27 protein-coding genes and 3 pseudogenes are annotated in these 22,872 nt (G+C 69.9%); 14 read left to right on the top strand and 16 right to left on the bottom strand.

Annotation, left to right across the window (positions count from 1 at the left end; all coding sequences use genetic code 11):
* Positions 1–24 precede the first annotated feature (24 nt).
* From A4U64_RS28405 to A4U64_RS27290, 5 genes are all read right to left on the bottom strand, one after another.
* Positions 25–228 carry a hypothetical protein gene (locus A4U64_RS28405; RefSeq protein WP_157127640.1) on the bottom strand — a complete coding sequence of 68 codons (204 nt, stop codon included), beginning with the start codon at positions 226–228 and terminating at the stop codon, positions 25–27.
* 307 nt (positions 229–535) lie between these two features.
* Positions 536–1,699, bottom strand: a complete 1,164-nt coding sequence (locus A4U64_RS27305; protein ID WP_065923706.1) for an alpha/beta fold hydrolase — start codon at positions 1,697–1,699, stop codon at positions 536–538.
* Positions 1,700–2,246: 547 nt separating this feature from the next.
* Positions 2,247–2,789 (bottom strand): PRC-barrel domain-containing protein, encoded by a 543-nt coding sequence (locus A4U64_RS27300; RefSeq protein WP_065923705.1) that lies wholly within the window; start codon positions 2,787–2,789, stop codon positions 2,247–2,249.
* A gap of 24 nt (positions 2,790–2,813) precedes the next feature.
* A complete protein-coding gene (locus tag A4U64_RS27295) occupies positions 2,814–3,032 on the bottom strand; it encodes a hypothetical protein (RefSeq protein ID WP_065923704.1) in 219 nt (72 codons plus the stop codon).
* 23 nt (positions 3,033–3,055) lie between these two features.
* Positions 3,056–3,493, bottom strand: a complete 438-nt coding sequence (locus tag A4U64_RS27290) for an STAS domain-containing protein (RefSeq protein ID WP_084648753.1) — start codon at positions 3,491–3,493, stop codon at positions 3,056–3,058.
* Positions 3,494–4,065: 572 nt separating this feature from the next.
* Between A4U64_RS27290 and sodC the strand changes: the two genes are divergently transcribed.
* Together sodC and A4U64_RS27280 are read left to right on the top strand one after the other, a co-directional pair.
* The gene (gene sodC, locus A4U64_RS27285; RefSeq protein WP_065923703.1) at positions 4,066–4,809 is read left to right on the top strand and encodes a superoxide dismutase[Cu-Zn]; all 744 of its coding nucleotides are present in this window, start codon (positions 4,066–4,068) and stop codon (positions 4,807–4,809) included.
* A gap of 72 nt (positions 4,810–4,881) precedes the next feature.
* The gene (locus A4U64_RS27280; protein ID WP_065923702.1) at positions 4,882–5,469 is read left to right on the top strand and encodes a hypothetical protein; all 588 of its coding nucleotides are present in this window, start codon (positions 4,882–4,884) and stop codon (positions 5,467–5,469) included.
* Positions 5,470–5,491: 22 nt separating this feature from the next.
* Here A4U64_RS27280 and A4U64_RS27275 read toward each other — a convergent pair whose 3' ends face one another.
* Together A4U64_RS27275 and A4U64_RS27270 are read right to left on the bottom strand one after the other, a co-directional pair.
* Entirely contained in the window at positions 5,492–6,850 is a 1,359-nt protein-coding gene (locus A4U64_RS27275) for an APC family permease (protein WP_065923701.1), read from the bottom strand.
* 256 nt (positions 6,851–7,106) lie between these two features.
* Positions 7,107–7,580: a DUF4383 domain-containing protein gene (locus A4U64_RS27270; RefSeq protein WP_157127639.1), complete on the bottom strand. Its 474-nt coding sequence runs from the start codon at positions 7,578–7,580 to the stop codon at positions 7,107–7,109.
* Positions 7,581–8,312: 732 nt separating this feature from the next.
* Here A4U64_RS27270 and A4U64_RS27265 point away from each other — a divergent pair.
* The 5 genes from A4U64_RS27265 (at position 8,313) to A4U64_RS27250 (ending at position 10,985) form a co-directional block, all read left to right on the top strand.
* On the top strand, positions 8,313–8,882 hold the full coding sequence (locus A4U64_RS27265) for an LGFP repeat-containing protein (protein WP_065923699.1): 570 nt from the start codon (positions 8,313–8,315) through the stop codon (positions 8,880–8,882).
* Between the two features lie 334 nt (positions 8,883–9,216).
* On the top strand, positions 9,217–9,372 hold the full coding sequence (locus A4U64_RS28650) for a hypothetical protein (RefSeq protein WP_198163460.1): 156 nt from the start codon (positions 9,217–9,219) through the stop codon (positions 9,370–9,372).
* A complete protein-coding gene (locus A4U64_RS27260; protein WP_065923698.1) occupies positions 9,369–9,959 on the top strand; it encodes a PRC-barrel domain-containing protein in 591 nt (196 codons plus the stop codon). The genes A4U64_RS28650 and A4U64_RS27260 overlap by 4 nt, the downstream gene beginning before the upstream one ends.
* Positions 9,959–10,390, top strand: coding sequence for a PRC-barrel domain containing protein (locus A4U64_RS27255; protein WP_065923697.1), 432 nt, complete (start codon positions 9,959–9,961; stop codon positions 10,388–10,390). Before A4U64_RS27260 ends, A4U64_RS27255 begins: the two co-directional genes overlap by 1 nt.
* A 73-nt stretch (positions 10,391–10,463) precedes the next feature.
* Positions 10,464–10,985, top strand: coding sequence for an SPW repeat protein (locus tag A4U64_RS27250; RefSeq protein ID WP_065923696.1), 522 nt, complete (start codon positions 10,464–10,466; stop codon positions 10,983–10,985).
* Positions 10,986–11,337: 352 nt separating this feature from the next.
* Here A4U64_RS27250 and A4U64_RS27245 read toward each other — a convergent pair whose 3' ends face one another.
* The 3 genes from A4U64_RS27245 to A4U64_RS27235 all read right to left on the bottom strand — a co-directional run bounded on the left by A4U64_RS27245 (position 11,338) and on the right by A4U64_RS27235 (position 12,875).
* Positions 11,338–11,676 carry a hypothetical protein gene (locus tag A4U64_RS27245; RefSeq protein ID WP_232334219.1) on the bottom strand — a complete coding sequence of 113 codons (339 nt, stop codon included), beginning with the start codon at positions 11,674–11,676 and terminating at the stop codon, positions 11,338–11,340.
* A 418-nt stretch (positions 11,677–12,094) separates the two neighbouring features.
* Positions 12,095–12,301, bottom strand: coding sequence for a hypothetical protein (locus A4U64_RS27240; protein ID WP_003937982.1), 207 nt, complete (start codon positions 12,299–12,301; stop codon positions 12,095–12,097).
* A 121-nt stretch (positions 12,302–12,422) separates the two neighbouring features.
* Positions 12,423–12,875: an ATP-binding protein gene (locus A4U64_RS27235; RefSeq protein WP_065923695.1), complete on the bottom strand. Its 453-nt coding sequence runs from the start codon at positions 12,873–12,875 to the stop codon at positions 12,423–12,425.
* A gap of 187 nt (positions 12,876–13,062) precedes the next feature.
* Here A4U64_RS27235 and A4U64_RS27230 point away from each other — a divergent pair, with 187 nt between their 5' ends.
* The 3 genes and pseudogenes from A4U64_RS27230 to A4U64_RS27225 all read left to right on the top strand — a co-directional run bounded on the left by A4U64_RS27230 (position 13,063) and on the right by A4U64_RS27225 (position 14,566).
* Positions 13,063–13,683, top strand: coding sequence for a LysE family translocator (locus A4U64_RS27230; RefSeq protein ID WP_065923694.1), 621 nt, complete (start codon positions 13,063–13,065; stop codon positions 13,681–13,683).
* Between the two features lie 222 nt (positions 13,684–13,905).
* A pseudogene (locus A4U64_RS29310) lies at positions 13,906–14,019 on the top strand (DUF2510 domain-containing protein); the annotation flags it as partial.
* Between the two features lie 253 nt (positions 14,020–14,272).
* Positions 14,273–14,566 (top strand): hypothetical protein, encoded by a 294-nt coding sequence (locus tag A4U64_RS27225; RefSeq protein WP_157127638.1) that lies wholly within the window; start codon positions 14,273–14,275, stop codon positions 14,564–14,566.
* 143 nt (positions 14,567–14,709) lie between these two features.
* Here the strand turns inward: A4U64_RS27225 and A4U64_RS27220 are convergent, their stop codons facing one another.
* The 4 genes from A4U64_RS27220 to A4U64_RS27205 all read right to left on the bottom strand — a co-directional run bounded on the left by A4U64_RS27220 (position 14,710) and on the right by A4U64_RS27205 (position 17,806).
* Positions 14,710–15,432: an endonuclease/exonuclease/phosphatase family protein gene (locus tag A4U64_RS27220; RefSeq protein ID WP_065923692.1), complete on the bottom strand. Its 723-nt coding sequence runs from the start codon at positions 15,430–15,432 to the stop codon at positions 14,710–14,712.
* 353 nt (positions 15,433–15,785) lie between these two features.
* Complete coding sequence (locus A4U64_RS27215) at positions 15,786–16,646, bottom strand: hypothetical protein (RefSeq protein WP_065923691.1); 861 nt, start codon at positions 16,644–16,646, stop codon at positions 15,786–15,788.
* 184 nt (positions 16,647–16,830) lie between these two features.
* On the bottom strand, positions 16,831–17,142 hold the full coding sequence (locus A4U64_RS27210) for a hypothetical protein (RefSeq protein WP_065923690.1): 312 nt from the start codon (positions 17,140–17,142) through the stop codon (positions 16,831–16,833).
* Between the two features lie 142 nt (positions 17,143–17,284).
* Positions 17,285–17,806, bottom strand: a complete 522-nt coding sequence (locus tag A4U64_RS27205; protein WP_065923689.1) for a hypothetical protein — start codon at positions 17,804–17,806, stop codon at positions 17,285–17,287.
* 440 nt (positions 17,807–18,246) lie between these two features.
* Here A4U64_RS27205 and A4U64_RS27200 point away from each other — a divergent pair, with 440 nt between their 5' ends.
* Together A4U64_RS27200 and A4U64_RS27195 are read left to right on the top strand one after the other, a co-directional pair.
* On the top strand, positions 18,247–18,987 hold the full coding sequence (locus A4U64_RS27200; protein WP_084648752.1) for a TnsA-like heteromeric transposase endonuclease subunit: 741 nt from the start codon (positions 18,247–18,249) through the stop codon (positions 18,985–18,987).
* A 465-nt stretch (positions 18,988–19,452) separates the two neighbouring features.
* Positions 19,453–19,773 (top strand): hypothetical protein, encoded by a 321-nt coding sequence (locus A4U64_RS27195; protein ID WP_232334237.1) that lies wholly within the window; start codon positions 19,453–19,455, stop codon positions 19,771–19,773.
* A gap of 56 nt (positions 19,774–19,829) precedes the next feature.
* Here the strand turns inward: A4U64_RS27195 and A4U64_RS29305 are convergent.
* Positions 19,830–20,786, bottom strand: a pseudogene (locus A4U64_RS29305) (recombinase family protein).
* A gap of 214 nt (positions 20,787–21,000) precedes the next feature.
* Between A4U64_RS29305 and A4U64_RS27180 the strand changes: the two are divergent.
* Positions 21,001–21,261, top strand: coding sequence for a ribbon-helix-helix domain-containing protein (locus tag A4U64_RS27180; RefSeq protein ID WP_065923750.1), 261 nt, complete (start codon positions 21,001–21,003; stop codon positions 21,259–21,261).
* Positions 21,258–21,493: pseudogene (locus tag A4U64_RS28990) on the top strand (toxin). The gene A4U64_RS27180 and the pseudogene A4U64_RS28990 overlap by 4 nt, the downstream one beginning before the upstream one ends.
* Positions 21,494–22,572: 1,079 nt before the next feature.
* On the opposite strand, the gene A4U64_RS27175 reads toward A4U64_RS28990, so the two are convergent.
* Positions 22,573–22,845, bottom strand: a complete 273-nt coding sequence (locus A4U64_RS27175; RefSeq protein ID WP_157127636.1) for a VOC family protein — start codon at positions 22,843–22,845, stop codon at positions 22,573–22,575.
* Between the last annotated feature and the right edge of the window lie 27 nt (positions 22,846–22,872).

The raw sequence follows: 22,872 nt of genomic DNA, 5'->3' as shown, positions 1-22,872 counted from the left end.
GTTTCACTCGTGTCGGCGTGGTGGTCAGGGCCGCAGCAGCACGGCTGCCGCCGCGGCCGTCGCCATCGCCGGAGCGACGGCGAGCATGCTCATCGGGAACGACTGGCCCGCCGCGGCAGCGACCGCTCCCGCTGACAGCTCCGCCCAGGTGACGACCGCGGGCACGAACAGCAGCGCGAGAGGGTGTCTCGATGACGGGCAGGACGGTGCGGGTGGGGTGCGAGGCACGCGAGGACCTTCCTTCCCGGTCCGGGCAGCAGAGGCGGCGAATGCCCGGGACACCGGTTCGGTGGAGATGGGGTGGCTACACGCCCCGGGGAAACGGTGGTGCGCGTGCCGCAGGTACGCCACGGGACTCGCCAGGACAGCGACCGCAGGGAGCGGTGTGGCGCCTCGGATACCGAACCGATCCGACCATCGCGAGGGCAGAACATGTGACACACACCATGCAATCTCCCGACGGCAGCCCCCGACCCGCGGAAACCTCTCGCGCGTAACCACTACAGCCCGACGCCCCGGGACCTGGGTGCCGGGGTCACCGCCCGCCGGCGAGCACCGGGCGCTCGTCCTGCCCGGCGAGACGGTCGAGGAACGGCACGATCTTCGTGGCGACGGCGGCGTTGTAGGCCTGCGGCTGCTGGATGGGATTGGCGTGGCCGGTACCGGTGAGCCGTACCACCCGCAGCTGGCCCTGCGGGCCTCCGATCCGGTCGAACAACACCGTCTGGGTGTAGTCCACGTCGACGACCTCGTCGTCGGTACCGCGGCGGGGCCGTAGGAACACCACCGCCGGAGCCGAGCGTTCCCCCCGCCGCACGGCCAGCGCCCCCAGGTGGTCGAGTGCACCGGAGGCGACGATGGCCCGGAACTGCGCCTCGATCAGCCCGTTGCTGGCGGCCCGGCGGGAGAAGATTTTGTCCCGGAGCACGTCGGTGACGGCCTCGGTCAGGGCGCCGGGGTCGACGGTGGGCAGGCGGTGCCGGTGGGAGAGGAGGTAGCGGTCCCGGCGGGCGGCCACCTCGACCACCAGGCGCAGGGTGCGGCTTTCCCGAGCGCCGGGCAGCCAGCCCATCCAGCGCAGCAGGTCCTCCCCCGCATCGCGGGCTTCGGCCCGCACCGCGTGCAGATCGATCGGGGTGCAGTCCAAGATCACGGCCAGCAGGTCCAGGTCCGGGTCGGCGACGACGTGCTCGGCCACCTCGAGCGCGAGGATGCCGCCCATGCTGTGTCCGACCAGCACGATCCGCTCCACCCCGGCCTGCTCCGCGTGCGCGACGATCATCCGGCTGATCACCGCGGTGTCGAGACCGGCGTTGTCGTACTGCACCGCCCACACCTGCCCCAGCGCGGCCAGGGCCGGCAGGGAGCGAGCGGTGTCGGTGGCGTCGAGGTTGCCGAGTCCGACCAGATCGACCACCGCGGTGGCCCGGTCGGCCAGCTCGGCCGCCTCGAAAACCTGATGCAGATCCGGACGGGTGTGAGCCAGCCTCTCCCGTTCGGGGGCGACGTCGTGGAGCCAGTACTGCCCGTACAGGGTCAGCACCGCCACGAGCACGAGCGCCGACCACACCAGGGCCCGGCGCAGCCACCCGAACCGCCCCCAGCGATGACCCCACCGGGTGGCGCGCAAGACCGCTGTGCGACGCTCGTCGCTCCAGTCGGTCACCGGGCACGGCGCCAGAGGCAGACGATCGATCATGTTCCGTTCAGCGTAGTAGGCCGCCCCCGTGCCCGGTGCCTGGCACCGACGGCGGGGAGCCGGGCGGGTTCCGACGGCGGGCCCGGGGGGGTACTCGCCCGGAGCGCAGATTTCGGAGGAAAGGGACCTGGCCGCTGGGGCGCGCCCGCTTCCCCTGAGCGCGGACCACGACGTCGTGCACCGCCCGGTAGCTGTCCGCAGCTCACAGTTGCCGACGCACCTTCGGCTCCCGGGCCAGGTCGGTGACCTGCGCTGCCGCCTCCCCGCCCATCGCGCCGCCACCACACGCTTGGCCACCCCTTCGGGTCGGACAAGGCCGGACCGGGCAACAGGTACCTTGCCCGGGTCGATCCGGAAGCCGGACAGGGCCTTCAGGGCGCCTCGGGGCGGGAAGTGCCCCCGCCGGCTGCGCCGTGGTCCCAGGCCGGTATCCGCGGGCCGGGGCTGGATACCGGAGCCGGTGGCTCCGAGTCCATCCGGGCCAGATGGTGTTTGATCCATTCGGTGCTGGTCGTTGCGGGTGCGGACAGGTCTGCGTTCGTGTCGGTCATGAAAGGCCCTCGGGGTCGGGGGCGGGCGGCTGCGCACGGCGGGGTGCCGAGTTGGTGTGCGGGCCGGTCGCGGGCGGGACGAAAGGTGGTCGGGGCGGGTGGTCGCTCATCGGATGTGGGGGGGAGACGGGCGGGGGGATGTCGCGGGGGCCCCAGAACGGGCGGTATCCGTAGTAGCCGTACAGGTCGGCGTAGTACTGCGGGGCGTGGGCCAGTTCCGGATCGTAGGGGGAACTGTCGGCGATGTGACCGCGGGTGCGGTCGAGATGGACCGCGTCGGGGTCGATGCGCGCGACGGCGTCGACCGGGACGAGGCGGTCGGTCTGGCCGAAGCCGAGAAAGCCGCCGGATCCGATTCTCAGCAACCGTACGGTGTGGTCCTGTTCGTCGACGAGCAGACCGTCGACGGTGCCGATCTTGTCGCCGTCGCGGTCGTACACGGCGCGGCCGCGGATGTCGTCACCGGGATCGACCAGGGTCAGGTCGGTGTCGTTCAGGTCGATCAGGATGGGCTGGACGGGTCGGTCCTGTGCTGCCATGAGTCTTCCTTTCCGTGTCCTCCCCTACGGGCTGGGTTGGGGGTATTCGCAGTCGACGGTCGGGTTCACCCCGGCGTAGTTCAACGGTCCGGCCACGTCGGTGGCGGCGATGGTGCCGACACTGGCGCAGTTGGTCGAGGCGTCGTCGTAGTAGCCGCGTTGCCCGGCCGCGACGGCGCCGATGGCCAGCCAGATCAGCACCAGCACACCGATCAGGCCGGACAGGCGGTGTCGGGTGCGCATATCGTCTTCTCCTTCCCGGGTGGTCAGGTTCGGGTGTGGTCGTTGGTGGCGGCCACGGCCTCGGCGACGGTGTCGCAGCACGCCAGCGTGGCGTCGAGACCGGCCAGGTGCAGCATGTGGCGCACGTGCGGTTGCACGGCGGTGGTGAGTGTGGCGCGGCGTCGGCGCACCCGGTTCGCCGCGGCGTCGAACATCGCCATGCCGACGCACCCGAGGAACGACACCCCCGTCAGATCCAGCACCAGAGCCGGACCGTCGGCGCTCGCCCGGCTCAGATGGGGCTCGAGCGCGGGTGCGGTGGCGAGGTCGATGTCCCCGCGCACGGTGAGCACGAACGGACCGTCGGGGCAGGGGTCGAGGTGGACCTGCAGGGCCGGAGCCGACGCGAGGCCGGTGGCCGGCGCCGACAGTGATGGCCCGGTCGGGGGTGGGGCGGGTGCGAAGGACGGGTTGCTGGTCATTACGGCATTTCCGTTCGTGCGGCCGGCTCAGGGACCACCGTGCCCATATGGGAGGCAGGGAAGCGGACGCGGCCCGGGGTGGCCGGAGATCGAGGGTGCAGGTCGGATCGATCTGTCCTCCACGCGTAACGTCCCGCGCCGCGTCAAGGCAGAGTACGGCGCAGCACGGCATGGTTATGCGATTGCAATGCGCGGGTCGAGCATTACTCATGTGGTCCCGGCCGCGGGGCGCGGCGCCGCCGAGGCCGTGCCCGACTGCGGCTCCGGCGCCGGCGTTTTTGCAGTTCACAGCCCTTACGTCGGGCCCGGCCACAGACGGTGGGGGCGACCGGCGGCCCCACGCGCGCCGCTCCCCCGCCTGCCGTTCCGGCACTTCCCGGCCGCCCCTTCACGTGCGCCGACCTCGTTTGTGGCCGCGGGGGTGCGGGTACGGCAGGGGCATGCGCGTCGCCCGAGCCGGGCGCACGACACGATCGGCGCGACACCCCCGCTGCTCACCCCGACTGTCCCCGGGCCCGGTTCGTGGCATTCCCTGCGCAGCGACGCGCCCCTCGAGGGACAGGAGAACAACCATGACCGTGCCGCACCCCGCCCCCACTCGTCCCTGCACCCGGGAGCCGACACCGCGCGCCCGGAGCTCGCGGCGCCGTGGGGCTGCCCTGCTCGCCGGGGCCGCGATCCTGGCCGCGGCCGGCTGCACCACCGACAACGATCCACCCGAATCCCCGGCCGGTGTCCCGTCGGTGTTCACCGGCTCGCCGGCGCCGCTGACCACCGGCGAGATACCGGGCGAGCCCGGACACTCACCCGGAGGCAACTTCGTCTCCGCCGGCTTCGCCGACCCCGAGGGCGATCCGGCCGGCACGGTCACCTTCGTCGAACGCGCCGGCTTCCTCGAGATCCAGGCGCACGTGTCCGGGCTGGAACCGGGTTTTCACGGTTTCCACGTCCACGAGAACGGCACATGCGAGGCGGACTCGACCGCCCCCGACGGGGACCGGAGCGGTGATTTCCTCTCCGCCGGTGGGCACCTGCAGCTCGGCGACCGTACCGGCGTCCCGGCCAGCGGGGACCTGACCTCGATCTACGTCCGCGACGACGGCCGCGGACTGCTGGTGACCTCCACCGACGCATTCACCCTGGCCGATCTGAACAACAACGGCCGCGGCCGCGCCGTGGTGGTGCATGCCGACCCCGACAACTTCGGCCACATCCCCACCCGCTACACCCTGCCCGACGGCGCCACCGTCCCCGACCGGCAGACCCTGAGCACCGGCGACGCCGGGCCCCGCGTCGCCTGCGCCGTCGTCGAATAAGCGCCGAACGAACGCCCTCCTCTGCCCCGGGCGTCCCTCGGGGCACCCACGATCGGAAAGGCACCGAAGTTCATGACCACCGTCTTCTCGCCGCGTCCCCGACGCCCCCGGACACGCCCCCGGCTCCCCGCCGTTCTGGGGCCGTTGCTGCTGCTGAGCGCCGCGTGCGGGGCCGGGCAACAGGCCCAGACCGCCGACGTGCGCGGCGGCGGCAACGGCAGCAGCGCCGAGGTCGGACACATCCTGCTGCGCAACGTCTACCTCGACGCCGAACCGGAACCGCAGGGCCCCTCCGGGTACGGCGACCCCACCTTGGCGTTCACCGCCGTCAACACCAGCGTCGACATCGTCGACCGGCTGGTGCGCATCGCATCCGAGGAGGCCACCTCGGTGACCATCGACGCCGACCCCGCCGCCCTGGAGTTGCGCCCGGACACCGCCCTGGCCGCCGGCCAGCCGATCGAACAGCTCGACAAACCCCTGGCCCCCGACAATCCGATCACCGTGCGGGTGCAGATGGCCGATGCTGCTGTCGACCCGGGCACGGCCGTGCCGTTCACCTTCGTCTTCGAGCGCGCCGGCTCGGTGACCTTCGACGTGCCCTTCGACGTCTGGACGCCGGGCGAGCCGCCACCGCCGACCCGCCCCACCGTCAACTGACACCACCCGTCCGCGGGCGATCTCACCGCTTCTGCGACCGGTGCCCGCCCGACGACCGGGGATCGGTCTCGGCGTCGCCGCGGCGCCGCACGATCAGCCATTGGCCCGCGAAGACGGCGGCGGCCACCACTGCGGTGACGACCACCGTGAACAGATCCGTGCGCACCTTCATGATCACGAAGGGCACGAGCACGAGCACATCGAGCGCGATCGCCACCGCCGGGACCCAGATTGCGAATTCCACCTCGTCGCGCAGGCGACGGACCATGCCCCAGTGAATGGCGATGTCCATCGACAGGTACAGCATCGCCCCGAGCGACGCGATCTGACTCAGATCGAACACCGTCGCCGTCACCAGCGCCAACGCTGCCGTGATCAGCAGCGACTGCCGATTCACCGACCCCGGCAACCCGGGCACCTGGCCCATCTGTCGCAGCATGTCGTACAGCCGCGACACGGAGAACAGGCTCGCCACCAAACCGGACAGGGTCGCGACCACCGCCACCGCCACCGTCAGCCACACACCCCAGGACCCGAACAGCGGCTCGGCAGCCTCGGCCAGTGCGTAGTCGCGGGCGGCGACGATCTCGGGCACCGACAGGCTCCCGGTGACCGCGACGGTCAGCAGGAGGTAGAGCACCGTGCACACCGCGATCGCGATCACGATCGAGCGCGCGATGTTGCGCCGGGGATCGCGTAGATCGTCACCCTGATTGGTGATCGTGGTGAAGCCCTTGTACGCCAGGATGCACAGGGCGATGCCGGCCAGGAAACCGAGTAGTCCGCTCTCCGGCGGCGTCGCATCCGCGCCCCCGGTGACCAGCCGCGAGAATGCCGACACGCCGGTGGCGGCGATCCCGGCCACCGCCAGTGCCCCGATCCCGACGATCTTGATCGCGGCGGTCGCCGTCGCCGACCCTTCCACCCACCGGTTGCCGACCAGGTTGACCACCGTCGCGGCGACGATTGCCACCACCGCCAGGACCGGCACCCACACGGCTGAGCCCTGCATCCCGAACGGGCGCAGCAGGTACGTGCCGAAGGTCCGGGCCAGCAGGCTCTCGGCCAGGATCATCGACACATACATGAACAACGAGAACGACCCGGCCACCACACCGGGGCCGTACGCGGCCTTCAGGATCATCGCGATCCCACCCGAGGACGGGTTCGTGCTCGAGTACCGCACGTACGAGTAGGCGCTGAACGCAACCACCAGCGCGCCCGCGACGAACGCCCACGGCACCCAGGACCCGGCCAGTTCCGCCACCTGTCCGACCAGCGCGAAGATGCCTGCGCCGATCATCACCCCGGTCCCCAGCGCGACCGATCCGGTCAGCGACAACTTCTTCTTCTGCTCGGTGTCCGACAGCACCTGTTCCACCTCGTCTCACGTTCGTCGACAGCGTGCGAACCCCCGTCCCGCGCACGGCCAGGTCCTCGTCCGGTGACCTACCCCGGCCGGCACCCCCCAAACCGGTGAGGGAAAACGCCGGTGCACACCCCGGTATGCGGGTGTATTTCTCCGAACTGTCCACTCGTTCGAGTGGCGCCGAGGACGGCGGGCACCGAGCCTCGGGACCGGCAACGCCAGTGGAACAGGCAGACGAACCCGGACCGGACGCAGTGCGGAGCTCCGGTCAGGAGAGAGTCCCGCGGGCGTCGGCGCGATTTCCCCGGGTGAGCAGGATTCCGAGCCAGATCATGCCGAGACCCAAGACGAAATGGAGCCAGTCGTCGGCGGTGTTGAGGGGGATGAAGTTGACCGACCCACCCTTGTCGATCAGCAAGCCGAACACCCACAGCGCCAGGTAGATCAGACCACCGAGGAGCAGATAGATCCCGGCCGCCGAAGCCAGGCGGGCAGCGGCGATCCCGGCGATACCGAACACCACATGGACAATGTTGTGCAGCACGGACACCTGGAACAGGCCCACCAGCATCGCCCCGGAGTCATGCCCGGCGGCGGCGAGCCGGTCCAGGTCGGACGTGACACCAGGGACGAAACCGGCGACGCCGACGAGCAGGAACACCGCACCCACCACCAGCGCAGCGAGCTGCACGGGAGTGGAGGTGACCGAGTTCCGAGTCGGACGAGAATGTGGCGTTGCCATCACGCGTTCCTTCGCGCAGTCGGTGCAGGATGGACCCTCTCAACCAGGGTTTCCGTCGACCGCCGCCGGTAAACCGTCCGTCAGCGCGGCTCGTCCCCCTGGTCCGCTCCCGATCCCGGGGCGTGAGACCGGAGCGCGGCACGGACAGACACCGCAGGCATCAGGGATTGCAGGTCGTCTCCGACGATGCCCGGGGCGATGCACTCGCTGATTCGCATCCTTCGGCGCGCACCCGCGGTTTCGGTCACACATTCGCGTTTCCCCGCCGCGGCCGTCCGTGCCACTGTCGTCGGCATCGTCGGCCGGTCGGGCACCGGAGACCAAACTCCCCGGAAGCCATACGTCCCTCCCGGCGCACGGGGGGCGGATGCCGGCGAGCCGAGCCGGGAGTGCGGGCGAGACGGTCGGCGTGTGGAAGGGATGCACCCGGGGACCTCGTCCCCGCGCCGGCGACCGGGAACCGAGAACGCCGCGACCGCACCGGGCGCTCGCGGTGGCGGACCGGCATCGTGTCGGTGCAGACCTCCGGGTGCACGACCGTCCGCCGCGCCGCCCCGGCGTCCCGGGGTGAGAGAAGTGCACCTGGCGCCCGGTCGGGACGCGTCGCCGCGGTCGTCGCCCGGGCCGGGTTTGTCGCCGCTGCGCTCGGGTACGCCCATGCCGTACCGGTTTACCCCGGGCTCGACACGTCTCCCGGTCTGACGGGGGACTGCGGGTGGGAGGTGACATGACATGCTGCGGCGAATGGGTCTGCTGGCGGTGTGGTCCGTGGCTGGGGCGCTCCTGGTGGCCTGCAGCACCGAGGAACGTGCCTGCTGCCTGCCCTACGGGGCGATCGGTGCCCGCTACATCGCGATCGGTGGGGAGGACGGTCCGTTGGGTCGCTGCACCGGGCAGGAAGCCGAGCGTGACGGCGGCCGGTCCCAGGACTTCGCCCACGGCGCGATGTTCTGGACCGAGCAGACCGGCGCCTGGGAGGTCTACGGTCGGATCGGGGCCAAGTACACCGAGCTCGGCGGGCCCACCTCCGCCGTGGGGTGGCCGGTCAGCGGGGAGCTGACCACCCCCGACGGGATCGGCCGCTTCAACCGATTCCAGCAGGGCAACATCTACTTCGCTCCCACCGGCACCCACCCGGTGTACGGGGCGATCTTCGCCGAATGGGGCCGCCACGGTTTCGAGAACGGCCGGTTCGGGTTCCCCACCTCCGACGAGCTCGATGTCCCGGGCGGGCGGCAAACCAACTTCGAGGGAGGCTGGATCCGGTGGATCGCCGGTGAGGACCGGATCCTCACCTCCTGACCGGCCGGGATCCCGCTGGCCGGTTGCGGACCGCTGCGCACCCCGAACTGCAAGCACCGCCGAAAGCCACCGGACGCCCGACCCGGCGGCCGGTGAGTCGCTTTCCCATTCGACGGCAGGGGATTTCGGTCAGCCCAGCTCCGCCCGGGTGTCCCCGTCGTCAAGAATGTCCGGAAACGACCGGGCACAGGGGGCCGGCTCCCTCGGCGCAGACGGGACGCCCGGCCTGTACGGGGTCCGGAACGGGGGTGGGGCACCGGCCGCGGAGAGTAGACTCGAGAAAGCCTGGTTCAGCGGTCTCTCGGATCGGGAAGGGTCGAAGGGGTGACCCCGGATGCAGTGGTGGGGTTGGCTGATTCTGATCGCGGCGGTGGTCGCGGTGAGCGTCGGCGTGCTGCTGATGGTGCAGGCCCGCCGCCGGACCGGGGGGGTCATCATCGCCGACCCCGACCGCCCCACCGACGACGCCGGCGGTGAGGGCCGGCGATGAGCATGCTGATGCGGTGCAGCGAGATCACCACCCGCCCGGTGGTGACGATGGCGGGGGAGGCCGTCGCCCAGGTCAAGGACATCGTCTACGCCGCCGACGGGGGCGAGGTCGCCGGATTCACCCTCGCCGGGCGCGGGCCGCTCTCCGGCCCCCTCGATCGCGGACTGACCTGGGAGCATGTCGCCGCACTCGGCGCCGATGCGGTCATGATCGTCGACGAGAAGGCCCTGGCCCCGCTGACGGGGGTGCTCGAGCGCGCCTCGTCTCGCCACGGCTCGGGCAACGACGTCCTCGGCGCCGAGGTGCTCACCGACTCCGGTACCGCCCTCGGGGCCGTGGTCGATGTGATCGTCGAGGTCGGCGACGCCGCGAACGGGCGGTGCGATGTCGTGGGCTACGAGATCGAATCGTCGGAGGCATCGGGGCACAAGGGAACCAAGATGCTTCTTCCGTTGCCGGATACGTTGGCCGCGTCCGGGGAACATCTGATCGTGCCGGCGAGTGCGACCGGTTTCGTCCGTGACGACCTGGCGGGGTTCGGTGCCGCTGTCGATGCGTTCCGGACGCAACTGGGAGGTGCACGCTGATGCGTTTTTCCGCCGCGGTGGGTCGGCAGGTGGTCGGCTCCGCCGCCGCCGACACGGTGGGGCAGGTCGCCGGTTTCGTCGTGGACCCGGCCGTGCGCCGGGTGGTCGCGGTGCAGGTGAAAAAGTCCGGGGCGGGCACCATCGTGCCCTGGACGAACATCGGCGCGTTCGGGGACGACGCAGTCATCGTCGACGGGCCGGATGCAGTCGGCGAACCCGACGCGACAATCGCGGCCCTGACCGGCAAGGACCACACCCTGGTCGGCAAGCGCGTGCTGACCACCGCCGGCAACGAGTGGGGCACCGTCGCCGACGTCGAGTTCGATCCCGACTCCGGAGCGATCACCGCGCTGCTCGGCGAGCACGGACAGGTGGCCGGGGTCCGTCTGGTCGGGGTCGGTTCCTACGCCGTCGTCGTCGACACCCACTGAGACCTCCCACCCCGCCCCGGGCCGGGTAGACACCCGAACCGGAGCGAGGGGAGAAGCCAGCGAGGAACCTCACATGACGAGCAGCCACCGTCCCCCGACCGGACCCTTCCCCCGCCCTGAGGCCCGCGGTCCCCGCCGAGTCGTCGAACACCTGACGCCCGGACCGGCCGGAAGCCCCGACCAGAACCTGCGCCGGCACCAGCGGTTGCCCGGCCCGCAGACCCCCGGCATGGTCAGCACCATCCTCCTGTTCTTCGGGGCCTGGGTCGCGATGTCGCCGTTCCTGTGGCACGAACCCGGCACCGAATTCTGGTCCGCCGCCCGCTGGAACGAAATCGTCGTCGGAGCCGCGGTCGCCGTCCTCGGCCTCACCCGACTGACCCGGCCGCTGCGAGTACTGACCGCCACCGTCGCCGGCGTGCTGGCCGGGGGATGGCTGCTCCTCTCGCCGATACTGTTCGACTATGGCTTCGGTTCCGAAGCCACGCCCGCCACCGTCAACGACGTGCTCGCCGGACTGACCGTCCTCGCCGTCACCATCCTCGGCCACGTCGACGCGCGCGCCGCCCTCACTGCCACCGACGACGCCGAGTGACCCGATTCGGGTCCGGCCGTCATCCCGCGGCCGAAAGCACGGGCCGACGTGTCGGATCCGCCGCCCACGCAGACCTGGACCGGGTCCGCGGTCGTCGTCCACGGTCGGCATGCTCGTGCAGACCCCCGATCCCGCGGGCCCCACGAAATGCGACGACGGCGCGGACCGGACCAGGGGCGCTCGCCCCACCACCGGCTTATCGGCCGGCCCCGACGAGGACCGCTGAGCCGAACACACACCGCCGACCCCGCCGGCTCACGCCGGGGGCCGTTGCTTCGGCACCAGCAGCGCGAGCATCAGGCCACCGCCGACGAGATTCAGCCCCCAGCGTCCGCCGAGCAGGTTGCCGTAATCATCGCGGACGCTCTCGCCGAAACGGTCGTCGAACCGCCACCCGAACACCGCAGCGGTGCCGATCCAGCAGCACGCCCAGCCACCCGGCCGCGTGCGAACCCACCGGCGCGGCGACCAACAGCAGGAACGCGGCCAGCAGCAGCAACGCCGTCATCGACCGGTAGAACGCGGCGGCCTGATTCTCGAGCTGCTCGACGGTGAACCCGGCGGGGAAACCGTCGCGCAGATCGGCCAGCGCGACATCGCTGGGCTGTACGTCGCCGAGGACCGGAAGGAAAGCGCCGACCGCCACCGCGAGAGCGCACCCGAACAGCACCAGGTGGACGAAGGTGCGCATGAGCGTTGTCCCCTGTCGGTGGTCGAGGTGCTCGACAGCATCGGTGTCCGGCAACCGTACCGAACCCATCTCGCCGAGACCCCGCGGTGGCGGTTCCGCTCTCGAAAGCAACCGTCGGCGTGGCCCTACCGGCAGCCCCCGTCACGGGCACCAACACCCGGCACCGGAGAAGACAGCTGCGCAGGATGCCGGTATACCCTCCGGACATGGTCGGTCCGCTGCTGCGGGCTCCCCACTGGACGACACCCTGCGACAGGCGCGGGCGCAGCAGATGAGCTGGTGCCACTCTCCCGGTTGTGCGCGGTGGGTCGTGACGTCACGCAGACGACCTGGCATTTCCGGGGGTGGACGGTCACCGCGGGCCTTGTGCCCGGCGCCGATCCCGGACTCGCCGCTGCCGTTGTTGTCTTCAGTCTCCTCAGTCGTCCTGGCCGTGCTCGGGCACGGCGACGAAGACGAACGCGTCGCCGTCGTCGAGGCGGTTGTCCACGATCCGGTCGATGGTGTCCTTCCATTGGCTGCGCACGTGTTCGGCGTCCGCGCCGGCGTCCAGCCGCAGGAGGATGTCGCGCTGGGCGAGGTGGTAGGCCAAGGGCGTGTCGATGTCGAACGAGGGTTGTGCCATAAAACTGCACAATACGGACCGATTACCCTCTGTCGAAGAGCCCCCCGGGGGGCTTCGGGCTTCCGGCTCGGCGCGTGGCACCGGAGTGGTCGGCGCCGCCGGGGCTCGGACGGGTTTCGTGTCACCCGGGTGTGTTCGGCCCGGCGGTGGTGAAGGTCCAGCCCATGGTGACCGTCGTGCCGGTGTCGGTGGTGGTGAGTTCGGTGTGTGTGGTCAGCGCGTCGATCAGCCGCAGGCCCCGTCCCCGGGTGGGCAAGGTGGGCTGCGGGGTGGGGGTGCGCCACCGGCCACGGTCGGCGACGGTGATCTCCAGGACGTGCTGGCGGGCATGGTAGGTCGCGTCCACGGCCACCACCTCGGGGGCGCGGTCGCGGTAGGCGTGCTCGACCGCGTTGGCCAGAGCCTCGTACACCGCCACGAGCACATCGGCGCGGCTGTCCTCGGCGAGGCCGACCCGACTCAGCCAACTACTCAAGCCGTACCGCAGCACGGTCAGCTCCGAGGCCAGGGCCGGCAGCTGCCGATGCCAGCACACGATGGAGTTCACGGACGGATCGAGCGGAGGTCGATGCATGAGCCGTTTCTCAGACAGGCCCTCGCGACCTTCGTGCGCTCCCCGCGGTGCATACCGGACCCGACGAGCGGGGAACAACGAACCCGCCCAGGCTACCGACCGGAGGCGGACGCCCCGCACCGCGCCCGGTACCGGTGGCCCGCGTGGCACCCGACCCGGCTCGAGGAGGCAATGACACGATGGCGCGATGAGTGTGGGCAGCTATCTGGCCCTGATGGGTATCTGGCTGGCCGGGGTCGTCTCCCCCGGACCGGATGCTGTGGTGGTGCTGCGACAGTCGGTCCTGGGGTCCCGCCGCCTCGGGATCGCCGCGGCCCTCGGGATCGTCACCGGAATCGCGGTCTGGGTCACCGTGGCGATGCTGGGGGTGGCGGCCGGACCACCGAAGGTGCTCGCCGCCGTCCAACTCCTCGGGGCGGTGCTGCTGCTGTCGTTGGCCGTAGCGACCCTGCGGGCGCGGCCCCTCACCGACACCGACACGGGCGCACCCCCGCGGTCCCCGTCGGCGTCCTTTGCGCTCGGGGTCGCCACCAACATCACCAATCCGAAAGCGGTGGTGTTCTTCCTGGCGGTGTTCGCCACGCTGATACCGCAGCACGCCTCCGGAGGGGACAAACTCACCGTGGCGGTGTTGCTGATCGCCTCCGAGGCCGCGTGGTTCGGTGCCCTCGCCTGGTTCGCCTCCACCAGGGTCGTCGACCACTGGCTGCGGTCCCATGCCCGCGCGTTCGCCCGCACCACCGCCGCGGTCCTGGTGATTCTCGCCGGGATCGTGCTGTGGTCGGGCACAACAGAACTGCTCACCTGACCCTCACCGGTGACCGCGGGTCCGGTGCGCGGCCCCGCTGCCGGTCGGGCCGCGGCGGGGCGGGTGCTCCCCCGTCGGTGCCGGGCCCGGGCGAGGACTCGCCACGGGCGAGAGTCGGACACGTTGCGACGAACGGCGCACGTGACGTGCGGTTGTTTGCGCACCGGGCGGGCTCCCCGGAGGGGTGCGGACCGCCCGGATACCGGGATCTGTCCGGGTGCGATGATGCCGACATGCGCACTCCCCCCCGCCGGCTGGCTGCCCGATCCTGCCACTGCGAGACAGCTGCGGTGGTGGGACGGACAGCACTGGTCCACCCGCACGATGCCCGCCCCCGCCGGCGCGCCCGGCGTGCCGGACGTTCCGACGGAGGCTTTCCCGGTGGGCTCACCGTCGCCGACCCCTGGGGCGGGCGGGGGTGCGGCGCCGCTCCCCCGGCCGGAGCCGGCAGCGAGCCCCACGGGTGCGGGTACGCGGTTGTCCTACCTGCCGGCGGTGATCGTCTCGCTGGTTGCGAGTGTGGGCGTGATGATCGGCAGCGTCGGCCCGTGGGCGAGCTTTCTGACGTTGTCCAAGCACGGCGTCGAAGGTGACGGCGCAGTCACCCTGGTCCTGGGAGCACTCGCAGCTTCCGCCCTGGTCTCCATTGTTCGAGGCGGGGGGCACCGCGGGGTTCGGGCGCCGGTGGGCCAGCCCGGTGATCGGAGCCCTCTGCCTGATCATCGCGGTGCTCGATCTTTCCGAGGTGGCCTCGTTCGGCACCGAGTTCTTCGGTTACCGACTCGGACTGCAGATCGGGTGGGGACTGTGGTTGATGACGATCTCCTCGCTCGTGCTGCTGGTGGCCGGGGTGTCGGCGGCGACGAAGACCCGGAAGAAGTAGCGGCTGCGGGGACAGCTCGGACCGCGACCGGCACCGACCCACCCGAGAGGGGCGCGGTCCTCGAGCGGCATCTGCGACGTGGATCCGTCGCGGCACGGCGAGGTGGCACGTGCCGTCGAAGGACTCTTCGACCGCCACCGCACCTATCCCACACCAGCGGGGCGCAACGCGCACACCACCCCGGCGTGATCGCTCAACCGTCCCACCTCGTCGCTGCCCGCCCAGGTGCGCACCGTGGCGCAGTCCAGGTCCGAGGCAATGTGATCGATCAGCGGGCCGTGCTCGACCTCACCCGCCGTGTGCAGCGTCCAGCGCGCCAGCACATCACTCAGTCGCGTGTACACCCGGATCGGTTGCCGACGCCGGGGAACACGTTGGTTGAAATCGCCGGCGACGACAGTCGGAATCCGGGGATCGAACTGCGCCGCGAGCTGCTCGATCTGATCGCAACATTCGAGATGTTCGGACCAGGTCGTCGCGTCCCGGCGCCCGGTGCTCACATGGGCGCTCGCCCACGGGATACACACCGCCACGACCCTCACCGCACCGACCGGGGCCAGGGTCTGTGCGGTCAGGACCCGGCCGGCGCCTGCCCCGGTCGTCAGCGCCGCCACCTCGGTGAGCGGCCACCGCGACCACAGCAGGGTCTTGCGGCGGTGGGGATGGGACGTGATGTCGTACCCCCAGTGTGTGCCGGCGTCGGCGACATGGCCGCCGTCCGGGAGCAGGTCGCGTTGGCCCTCGGTCACCACCAGCAGGTCCGCATCCACCTTGCGGAGGCGGCTGCGTACTCGCACCGCGCGCGAGGTCGATCCGCTCGCCCACATGGTGTTCCAGGTCGCGACGGTGAGTTCGGTGTTGTCCACGCCGGAACCCTACGAGGGCCTGGTGACCCCTTCGGGGAACCATCCGGCATCCTCCCGTCGCTGGGGAGCAACGACCAGGTCGTCGAACCGCACCATCGCTCGAACGAGGCTAGGTGCGAGCTGCGCGGTCCGGTGCAGGTGGGCGCGGGCCCGGGCAGAGGATTCGGAAAATCACTCATCTCCGTATGCTGCAGAATTCGATCTGCTGATGTGAGGAGTCCTGCGCCCCTCCGCTGTGGCCCTCCCCCTCGTCGACCGAGCGGCCGGTCGGACCGGCAGCGCCGGCACCCGGCCGGCACCGATTCGTCCCTCCCGCAGCGCAGATGCCGGGCGCGAGACCCCATCCCGAAGGGTCAGCTCGCCTCGGTCGAGCCCGAGGTTGCGGACCCGGCGCGCACCTCGCGCAGTTCGGCGCGCAGTTCGTCGGCGCGTTCGCGGGCGGCGTCGGCCTGGGCGCGGGCCGCGGCGGTCTCGGCGCGGGCGGCCGCGAGGTCGGCGCGCACGGCCTCGGTGCGATCCCGCTCGGCGGCGACCTCGGCGCGGGCGGCGACCAGGTCGGCGTCGAGCCGGCCCACGGTGGCGGCGGCCTGCTCGGCGGTGGCGCGGAGCCGGGCGAGCTCATCGCGCTGCTGTTCGACGAGGGCCTCGAGGTCGGCAGTGCGCCGACGGTGCGCCGCCTCCGAGTCCTCGAACCGGGCCCTCCACCCGTCCAGCGCTGCGGTGTGGTCGGCGCGCAGGCGATCGAGTTCCTCCTGGTGGTCGCGGCGGGCCGCGGCAAGTTGCGTGGCGGCGTCGTCGGCCTGCGCGAGCGCGGCGGCCGCGGCCGCATCCGCGTCGGCGCGATCGTCCAAGGCGGCGTCGAGTTGCTCACGCAGACCGGCGATCTCGGCGCCGGCGTCGGCACGGACCTTGTCGGCATCGGCCTGCACCCGGCGCAGATGCGCATCGAGCGCCGTCGGGTCGGCCAGCAGCGCGGTGGCCGCGGTGATCGACGCAGCCACCTCGCTCAGGCGGGCGAGGGCGGCCTGGGTTTCCTGCCGCAGCAGCGGGACCGCGGCGGCGAGGGTGCTCACGGCCTCCACCGGATCGGTCGGGGTGGCCGCCTCGAGCCGCTCGACGCGGGCCGCCTCCTTCTGCCGTTGCCGCCAGGCCCGGACCCGGTCCGCGTCCGAGGCGTACTCCCGGCGCCGCCCTCCCCTGGTGCCCTCGGTCATCGCGCCGCCCTCCCGCTCGCCTCCTGAGTCCCGATCGATGCTACCTCGTACGTATCGTTTCGTACGTAACATGATACGTACGAAACGATGGCGGTCGAACCAACCTGAGACGTAGGTGGGGCCACCGTCCGTTCCCTCGCGGGCCCGGCGGTGGCCGCCCCCCTTCGGCGGGGCGGGGGTTGGGTCAGCACGCCGGGTCGAGGCCGCCCCGGCCGGGCACGCAGTCGTCGACGGCGGCCGCGATGGTGGCCTGGTGTTCGTAGTCGTCGATCCACTCGAGCACCCTGTCCGGGCTGTCGGGGCCGGCGCTCAGGCCGATCCGGAAGCGGGTGTCGATGCGCAGACACACATATGGCGCTTCCTGAGCGACCCGGTGGGTGGCGGCCGTGATGCGGCGCAACGCGGCGGCGCCGGCAACCACGGCGTCGACTTCGGTGGCGGCGGTGCCGGATTCCTGCGCGACGGCCGGATCGCAGGTGACGGTCCAGGTGTGCACGAGCGGGTCCCTTCTTCGGGTCGGTACGGGCCTTCGGTGGATGCCACTGTGCCCGGCCGCTCCGGCCCCGACCGGGGCGGAGACGGGCAGCGGGCCCGGTTCTGTGGAGAACCGGGCCCGCTGTGGACAACTCACCGGGGAGTCAACGCCGTCCGTCGAGCACAAGTGCCTTGTCGTCGGCCGGGAGCAGCACCGACCGGGCCACCTGAACGGTGCGGGCGAGCTCGGCGACGAAGGCGCGGTGACCGGCCCGATCGAAAAACCGGAAGACCAGCGGCCCGGCCTCGACGTCGACCCAGTGGATGTGGCGGCGACGCTGCGGATCGAACGCCCCACCGGGGGTGATTTTGGAGTTGGGCACCGTCGACCAGTGCACCGTCACCACGTGCTCCCCGGCGGTGAAGCGCTCCGGGCGCAGCAGGAACTGCTCGGGCAGCACCGTCGTCACCCCGTCGGCGACCGGGCGCCGCAGCACCGCGACCAGGCCGCGGACGACGGCCGGGTCGGTGAAGACCATCCGCACCGCGCCGATGGTGGCGAACACCGCCGCGCTCGCGGTCAGGGCGCTGGTCACATCCAGGCGCACCTGCTGCGACGCTCCGGCGATCAGGACGGTGGTGCGGGTGGTCAGGGTCGGAAAGCTCGGGGTCTGCGGCGCGGTCATGGCGACCTTCCTGCTGGAGGTGAGAACCGGCGTGGGTCCGCCTGTTCTTTTGCCCTTCTGGCAGGGAGGATGTGGACCGGCATGAGGGCCGTGGAGTGCAACTTCTGGGACGGAAAAATCTCGCCGGAGCGCAGCGGAGGAGAGAATTTTCCGGGCCGTCAGGCCGCGCAGCGCCCAGGGGTTGCGCGCAGCGGACCGCCGGTCAAAATCGGAAGGCCAGAAGGGAAAAAGAAAGCTCTTCGACAGGGCGGAGCGCAGCGGAGCTCGTGTAGGGTCTCGAAATCCGTGGCGGAATCTCACGGCGAGTGGCGGGCCGGTGGCGGATCCGCCACCGTTGTGAGACACGCCCATCCGAATGCCCGGTTGCCGGGTCGGCAGGGTTGATCATCGATAATGAGGGGCCGTGGTGGTGCGGCCCGCTTCGGTATCGAGGTTGTCTGATGGCCGTTGATCTTGATCCACGTCCGACATCTGTCGTGACGCGCGTCCGTCGTAGGGCCGATGGGGTTGAGGCAACGGCTGTTTGGGACGAGATCGCCCCGGCGGAGTTGATCGACGCCGCCATACCGTGGCGACGGTTCCGTTGGTATCACGGTCAGAGGCACTATTCCGGCGCGTACTGGTCCAGCACAGAGCGTGCGCTGGTGATCTATGAGTCGCGTCTGGAGTTGGCTCGACTGCTGTTGGCCGACTTCGATCGCTCGGTGCACCGCATCCTCGCTCAGCCGTTCCTGCTCGAAGCCGACGTCGCGGGCGCGAGACGACGGCACGTGCCGGACTACCTGCTGCTGCGCGATGATGGTCCGATTGTTGTCGACGTGAAACCCGCTCGGCTGCTGACGAAGCCGGAGGTTGCATTCACCTTCGCGTGGACTCGACTGGTGGTGGAGTCACGTGGATGGCGTTACCAGATTGCCAGCGAACCGGCGGAGCCTGAGTTGAGCAGTATCCGATTCCTGGCCGGCTATCGCCGTGACTGGCTGTTCGACGAGGGAGTGCTGGCAGACCTACGATCACTCGACCTGCACGGCACGACGCTCGGTGAGGCCGTCCGATGCCTGCCCGACCAGCCGGAAGCTGTCGTCCGCTCAGCTGTCCTGCACTTGTTGTGGCGGCAACATTTCATGATCGACTTGAGCAAACCCCTGAGTTCGCGCAGCGTGCTGGGAATAGGTTCGTGAGCGGCGCGGGTGTGCGGGTCGGTGTCGGGACTCGGTTCATCTACGACGGCGAGACCGTCGAGGTGGTGGAGATGGTGTCGACCGCGGCGGGCAACGAAGTCGTCGTCAAGGAGACGGCGGGCGGGCGGTATCGACGTGTCGCCTTGAAGGAGCTCATGGCATGTGAGCGTGTTCGGGTGATCCCGGGCGGCCCCGGCCCGTCGAGCGACGACGATCAGGAAGTCGCCAGCGTGGTGCTGACCCAGCTGACTGCGGCCGAGCGGGAGCAGCTTGCGGTGCGAGCGGCCCACGTGCGTGAGGTGCTCACCGGGCCACGAACACACCTCCCTGTCCGAGATCGCGCGGCAACTGGGCACCACCCTCGATGTCATCCGCTACCTCCTCGAAAACCATCCCGCGCCCGCATCGCCCACTGCCGCAGAGCGGTTCGGACGACGCGCAGCCCAGACCGCGGCCGAGGAGGCCTTGAGTCGGACGCAGTTCGTCGACCTCTACTGTGTACAGCGTCGCACCCTCGCCGAGATCGGCGCGATGATCGGAGTCAGCAGGAAGTCGGCAGGTCGGCTGGCACGACACCACGGCATCACCCCGACTGTCGGAGGGTCGCCGGTCGATCCGGCATGGTTCCACGACCAGTACGTCACCCAGCGGCGAACACTGCGGGAACTCGGGCACGAGGTGGGGCGCAGCGTGCCGCAGATGAGCCGGATCGCGAAGCAGTACGGCATCCCGATTCGCCCGCCGACCGCTGCCGGCCGTGCGCGTCACCTGAGCGAGTCGCACTGATTAGGGCAACTTGCGTCGATCGCGTCGTCGGGATCCGTCTTTCGACAAGCCGGCAGTCACCGGTTGTGCTCGCCGCAGACGAGTTGGGGGAGGGTGGTCCATCCGTGACCCTCGAGCCATTTGAGGATCGGTTCGGGCAGGTGGTCTTCGCCGGGTGAGCCGGTGACCAGGGGGCCGTCGCCGCACCGGGAGCAGCTGAGCACCAGGGTATGGCCGTGGGGCTGACAGCGGGCGCAGTGCCGCGTCTCCCTCAGATGGCCGTGCTCGTCCAGGTGCAACCAGACGGTCGCGAGGTCGGCGCGGTGCGGGACGAGATCCCGGCGGGCGGTGGGCTGGTATCCGCAGGTCGGGCAGGCCGATAGCCCGGTCGCCGGGGACAACGGCAAGGGAGCAGGCGGCGGCACAGCCTACTCGTCGGCGGTGTCCGCGGTGAGCGTCTGCTCCGGCCGGGGCGGAAGGTGCCGGTAGAGGGTGGAGCGGGTCAGCCCGGTCTCGGCGGTGATCTCGGAGATGGTGGCCCCGCCGTCCCGCAGTTGCGTGGCGTAGGCGAGCTGGGCATCGGTGACCACACTGGGCCGGCCGGTGCGGCGCCCCTTCCCGGTGGCTACCGTGCGGGCGTGCGCGGCCCGCTCGACCGCGTAGGTGCGTTCCATCTGCCCGAACAACGCCAGCAGCACCACCGCCAGCTGCCCCATCGGATCGTCCGGGTTGGTCGAGTCGATCCGGATCGGGTCGGCCAGGTTCCGGAATCCGATGCCGCGCTGGTGCAGGTCGTGGATCAGGTTGAGGGTGTCGCGGACGGTGCGACCGAGCCGGTCGAGGGTGTGCACCACGATGACATCGCCTTCGCGGGCGTAACCGAGTAGCGCCTGCAACCCCGACCGCTCGGTGGTGGCACCGGACTTCTTGTCCACGTACACGTTCGCCGGGTCGATCCCCGCCTTGGTGAGGGCGTCGATCTGCCGCGCGAGATCCTGCTTGCTCGTCGACACCCGCGCGTACCCCAACTCCATGTGCCGAGCGTACCGAAAGTTAGGTCTGTACGGTGTTTATGACACGGAATGTACAGCCTATTTTCGAGCTGCTACCTGGGGCTTTGCTGTATCCGGGTCAGGGGTTGGATGGACCGCAAGAACGCGAGCAGCAGGTATCACTCGGATCGACCATCCCTGGGGCCGGGGCCGAGGGCCGTGGTCTATAGTCGAATTTCGTATTACGATAATGGGTATGGCTGAGGAGACGATCAACGGAGCGCCCGTCACGGACGGAATGATCCAGAAGTGGGCAGACGAGGCCGAGGCCGGTTACGACGTCGAAAAGTTGCGCAAACGCGGCCGACCGACCGTGGGGGACGGCCCAGGCGCAGTGGTGCCGGTACGGATGGACGAGGCATTGTTGAAGGCATTGAACGCCCGTGCCGAGCAGGAGCATGTTTCCCGCTCCGAGGCGATTCGAGAAGCGGTGCGTGCCTGGACCCAGGTCGCGTGAAGGCGCACAAATCCGCGCTCAAACACGGGATCAGCGAAACGATGGCACCTACGCGGCAGAGCATCACGTATATGCCGCTGGTCTGGACGACGACAACCCCGCGCGCGAGTTTCGGCTGGGTTTCGACCCGAACGGTCGGCTCCTGGAACTGGTTGTCCTGCGCTTCGACAGTGGGAACGAGCTGCTCATTCATGCCATGAAGGCTCGTCCGCAGTACTTCGACCTCTTGTAGCGATCACGGCGGCGGCCGGTGCGAGAGCCGCCCCCCTGGAGGCGAACGATCCGATTGAGCGGGTCAGGATATGTACCACGATCATCGGGCGCAGCCGAGCAGCGCCTCAGTCCGGAACGTTCGGTGGTGGCCCCCGGATTTGTTGTCCACGTAGAACGTTCGCCTGGGTCTATTCCGCCTTTGGTGAGCGGCGTCGATCTGCTGCGCGAGGTTCTGCTTGGCGGTCGACACCCGGGCTCTGCGGAGCGTACCGAAAGTCAGGTCCGTACGAGTGTTGTGGCACATAATTGTGGAACTAACTTGTGAGACGGTTCGACCAGGGCGTTTACGGTATCCGGGCGCGGTGTGGGTGGCGTCTCATTTCCAGGGATGTGAGACGTGGGTTCGAATTCGAACTGAGGTCGGGGGGATTCAGTTCGGCGTTCGCGAATCAACGCGAAAGGGTGACGTGGATTGTGGTGTCGGCCGTCGCCCTCTGCTCGGGTTCGGTATGCGAGATTCCGGGCCCGCCTCTTGCGACCTCGGCAGATAGGAACACGGAGATGCCTGACACGGACCCGAGCTACGTGCACCCGAAGTGTTACGCGAACACGAGAGGCGGCTGCTCGACCACCATCTCGGGCGAGCACTACATATCTCACGCGCTGATCCGCCTCTACACATTCGACGACCCCGACGTCCGGATCCAACCCACACCGAACTACCGGATCCCCCGTCGGCATCCAGCCAAGGAGATTCGTCGCTAATGTCCTCTGCACGGCGCACAACAATGGTCTCAGCAATGCGGACGGAGCAGCGCTCGCCTTCGCGACCTTTGTTTCGTCCATCGAGTTCGGCGTCGCCGACGGGGCTCCGCTTAGCGCCGGATCCGACGCGACTACCGACCCCCGACCATGGCGCGGCGGCGAACAGTGGGTTGTGGTGCTGCGCTGTCAGCGATTGAACACTTGTGGCGGAACGAGGTTGGACCAGAACTGCGGATAGGGGTGGGCACAGAGTTCGATCACGGTTCCCCAGGGATCCTGGCAGTAGACGGCCTCGTAATCCTTGTTGGCGTAGAGGGGCCAAACCTTGCTCAGTTACTTTCCGCCGGCTTCGGCGATTCGGCGTGCTTGCTCTGCGATGTCCTCGACCGTGAGGCAGAAGTGGAAGATCCCGTGGCGTTCGTACTCGAAGTCGGTGTTAGGTGGCTGGTTTTGCGGGGTATCGAACTGAAACAGTTCGATACCGACGCCGTCTGCGGTGATTAGGTGTGCCATGTGAACGCTTTCGAATCGGTCTCCGAAGATGTCTCTGACGACGTCCCCGAAGTGGGTTCCGTCGTTGTGAGCGGTGGCGGTGATGAGGCTCATCGAAAGTGGATCTGGCGCACTTTCCGT

Source organism: Rhodococcus sp. WB1 (assembly GCF_001700945.1).
Lineage (GTDB): Bacteria > Actinomycetota > Actinomycetes > Mycobacteriales > Mycobacteriaceae > Rhodococcus > Rhodococcus aetherivorans.
The sequence above is the reverse complement of the archived record's forward strand: the minus strand, read 5'-3'. Positions and strand labels throughout refer to the sequence as shown.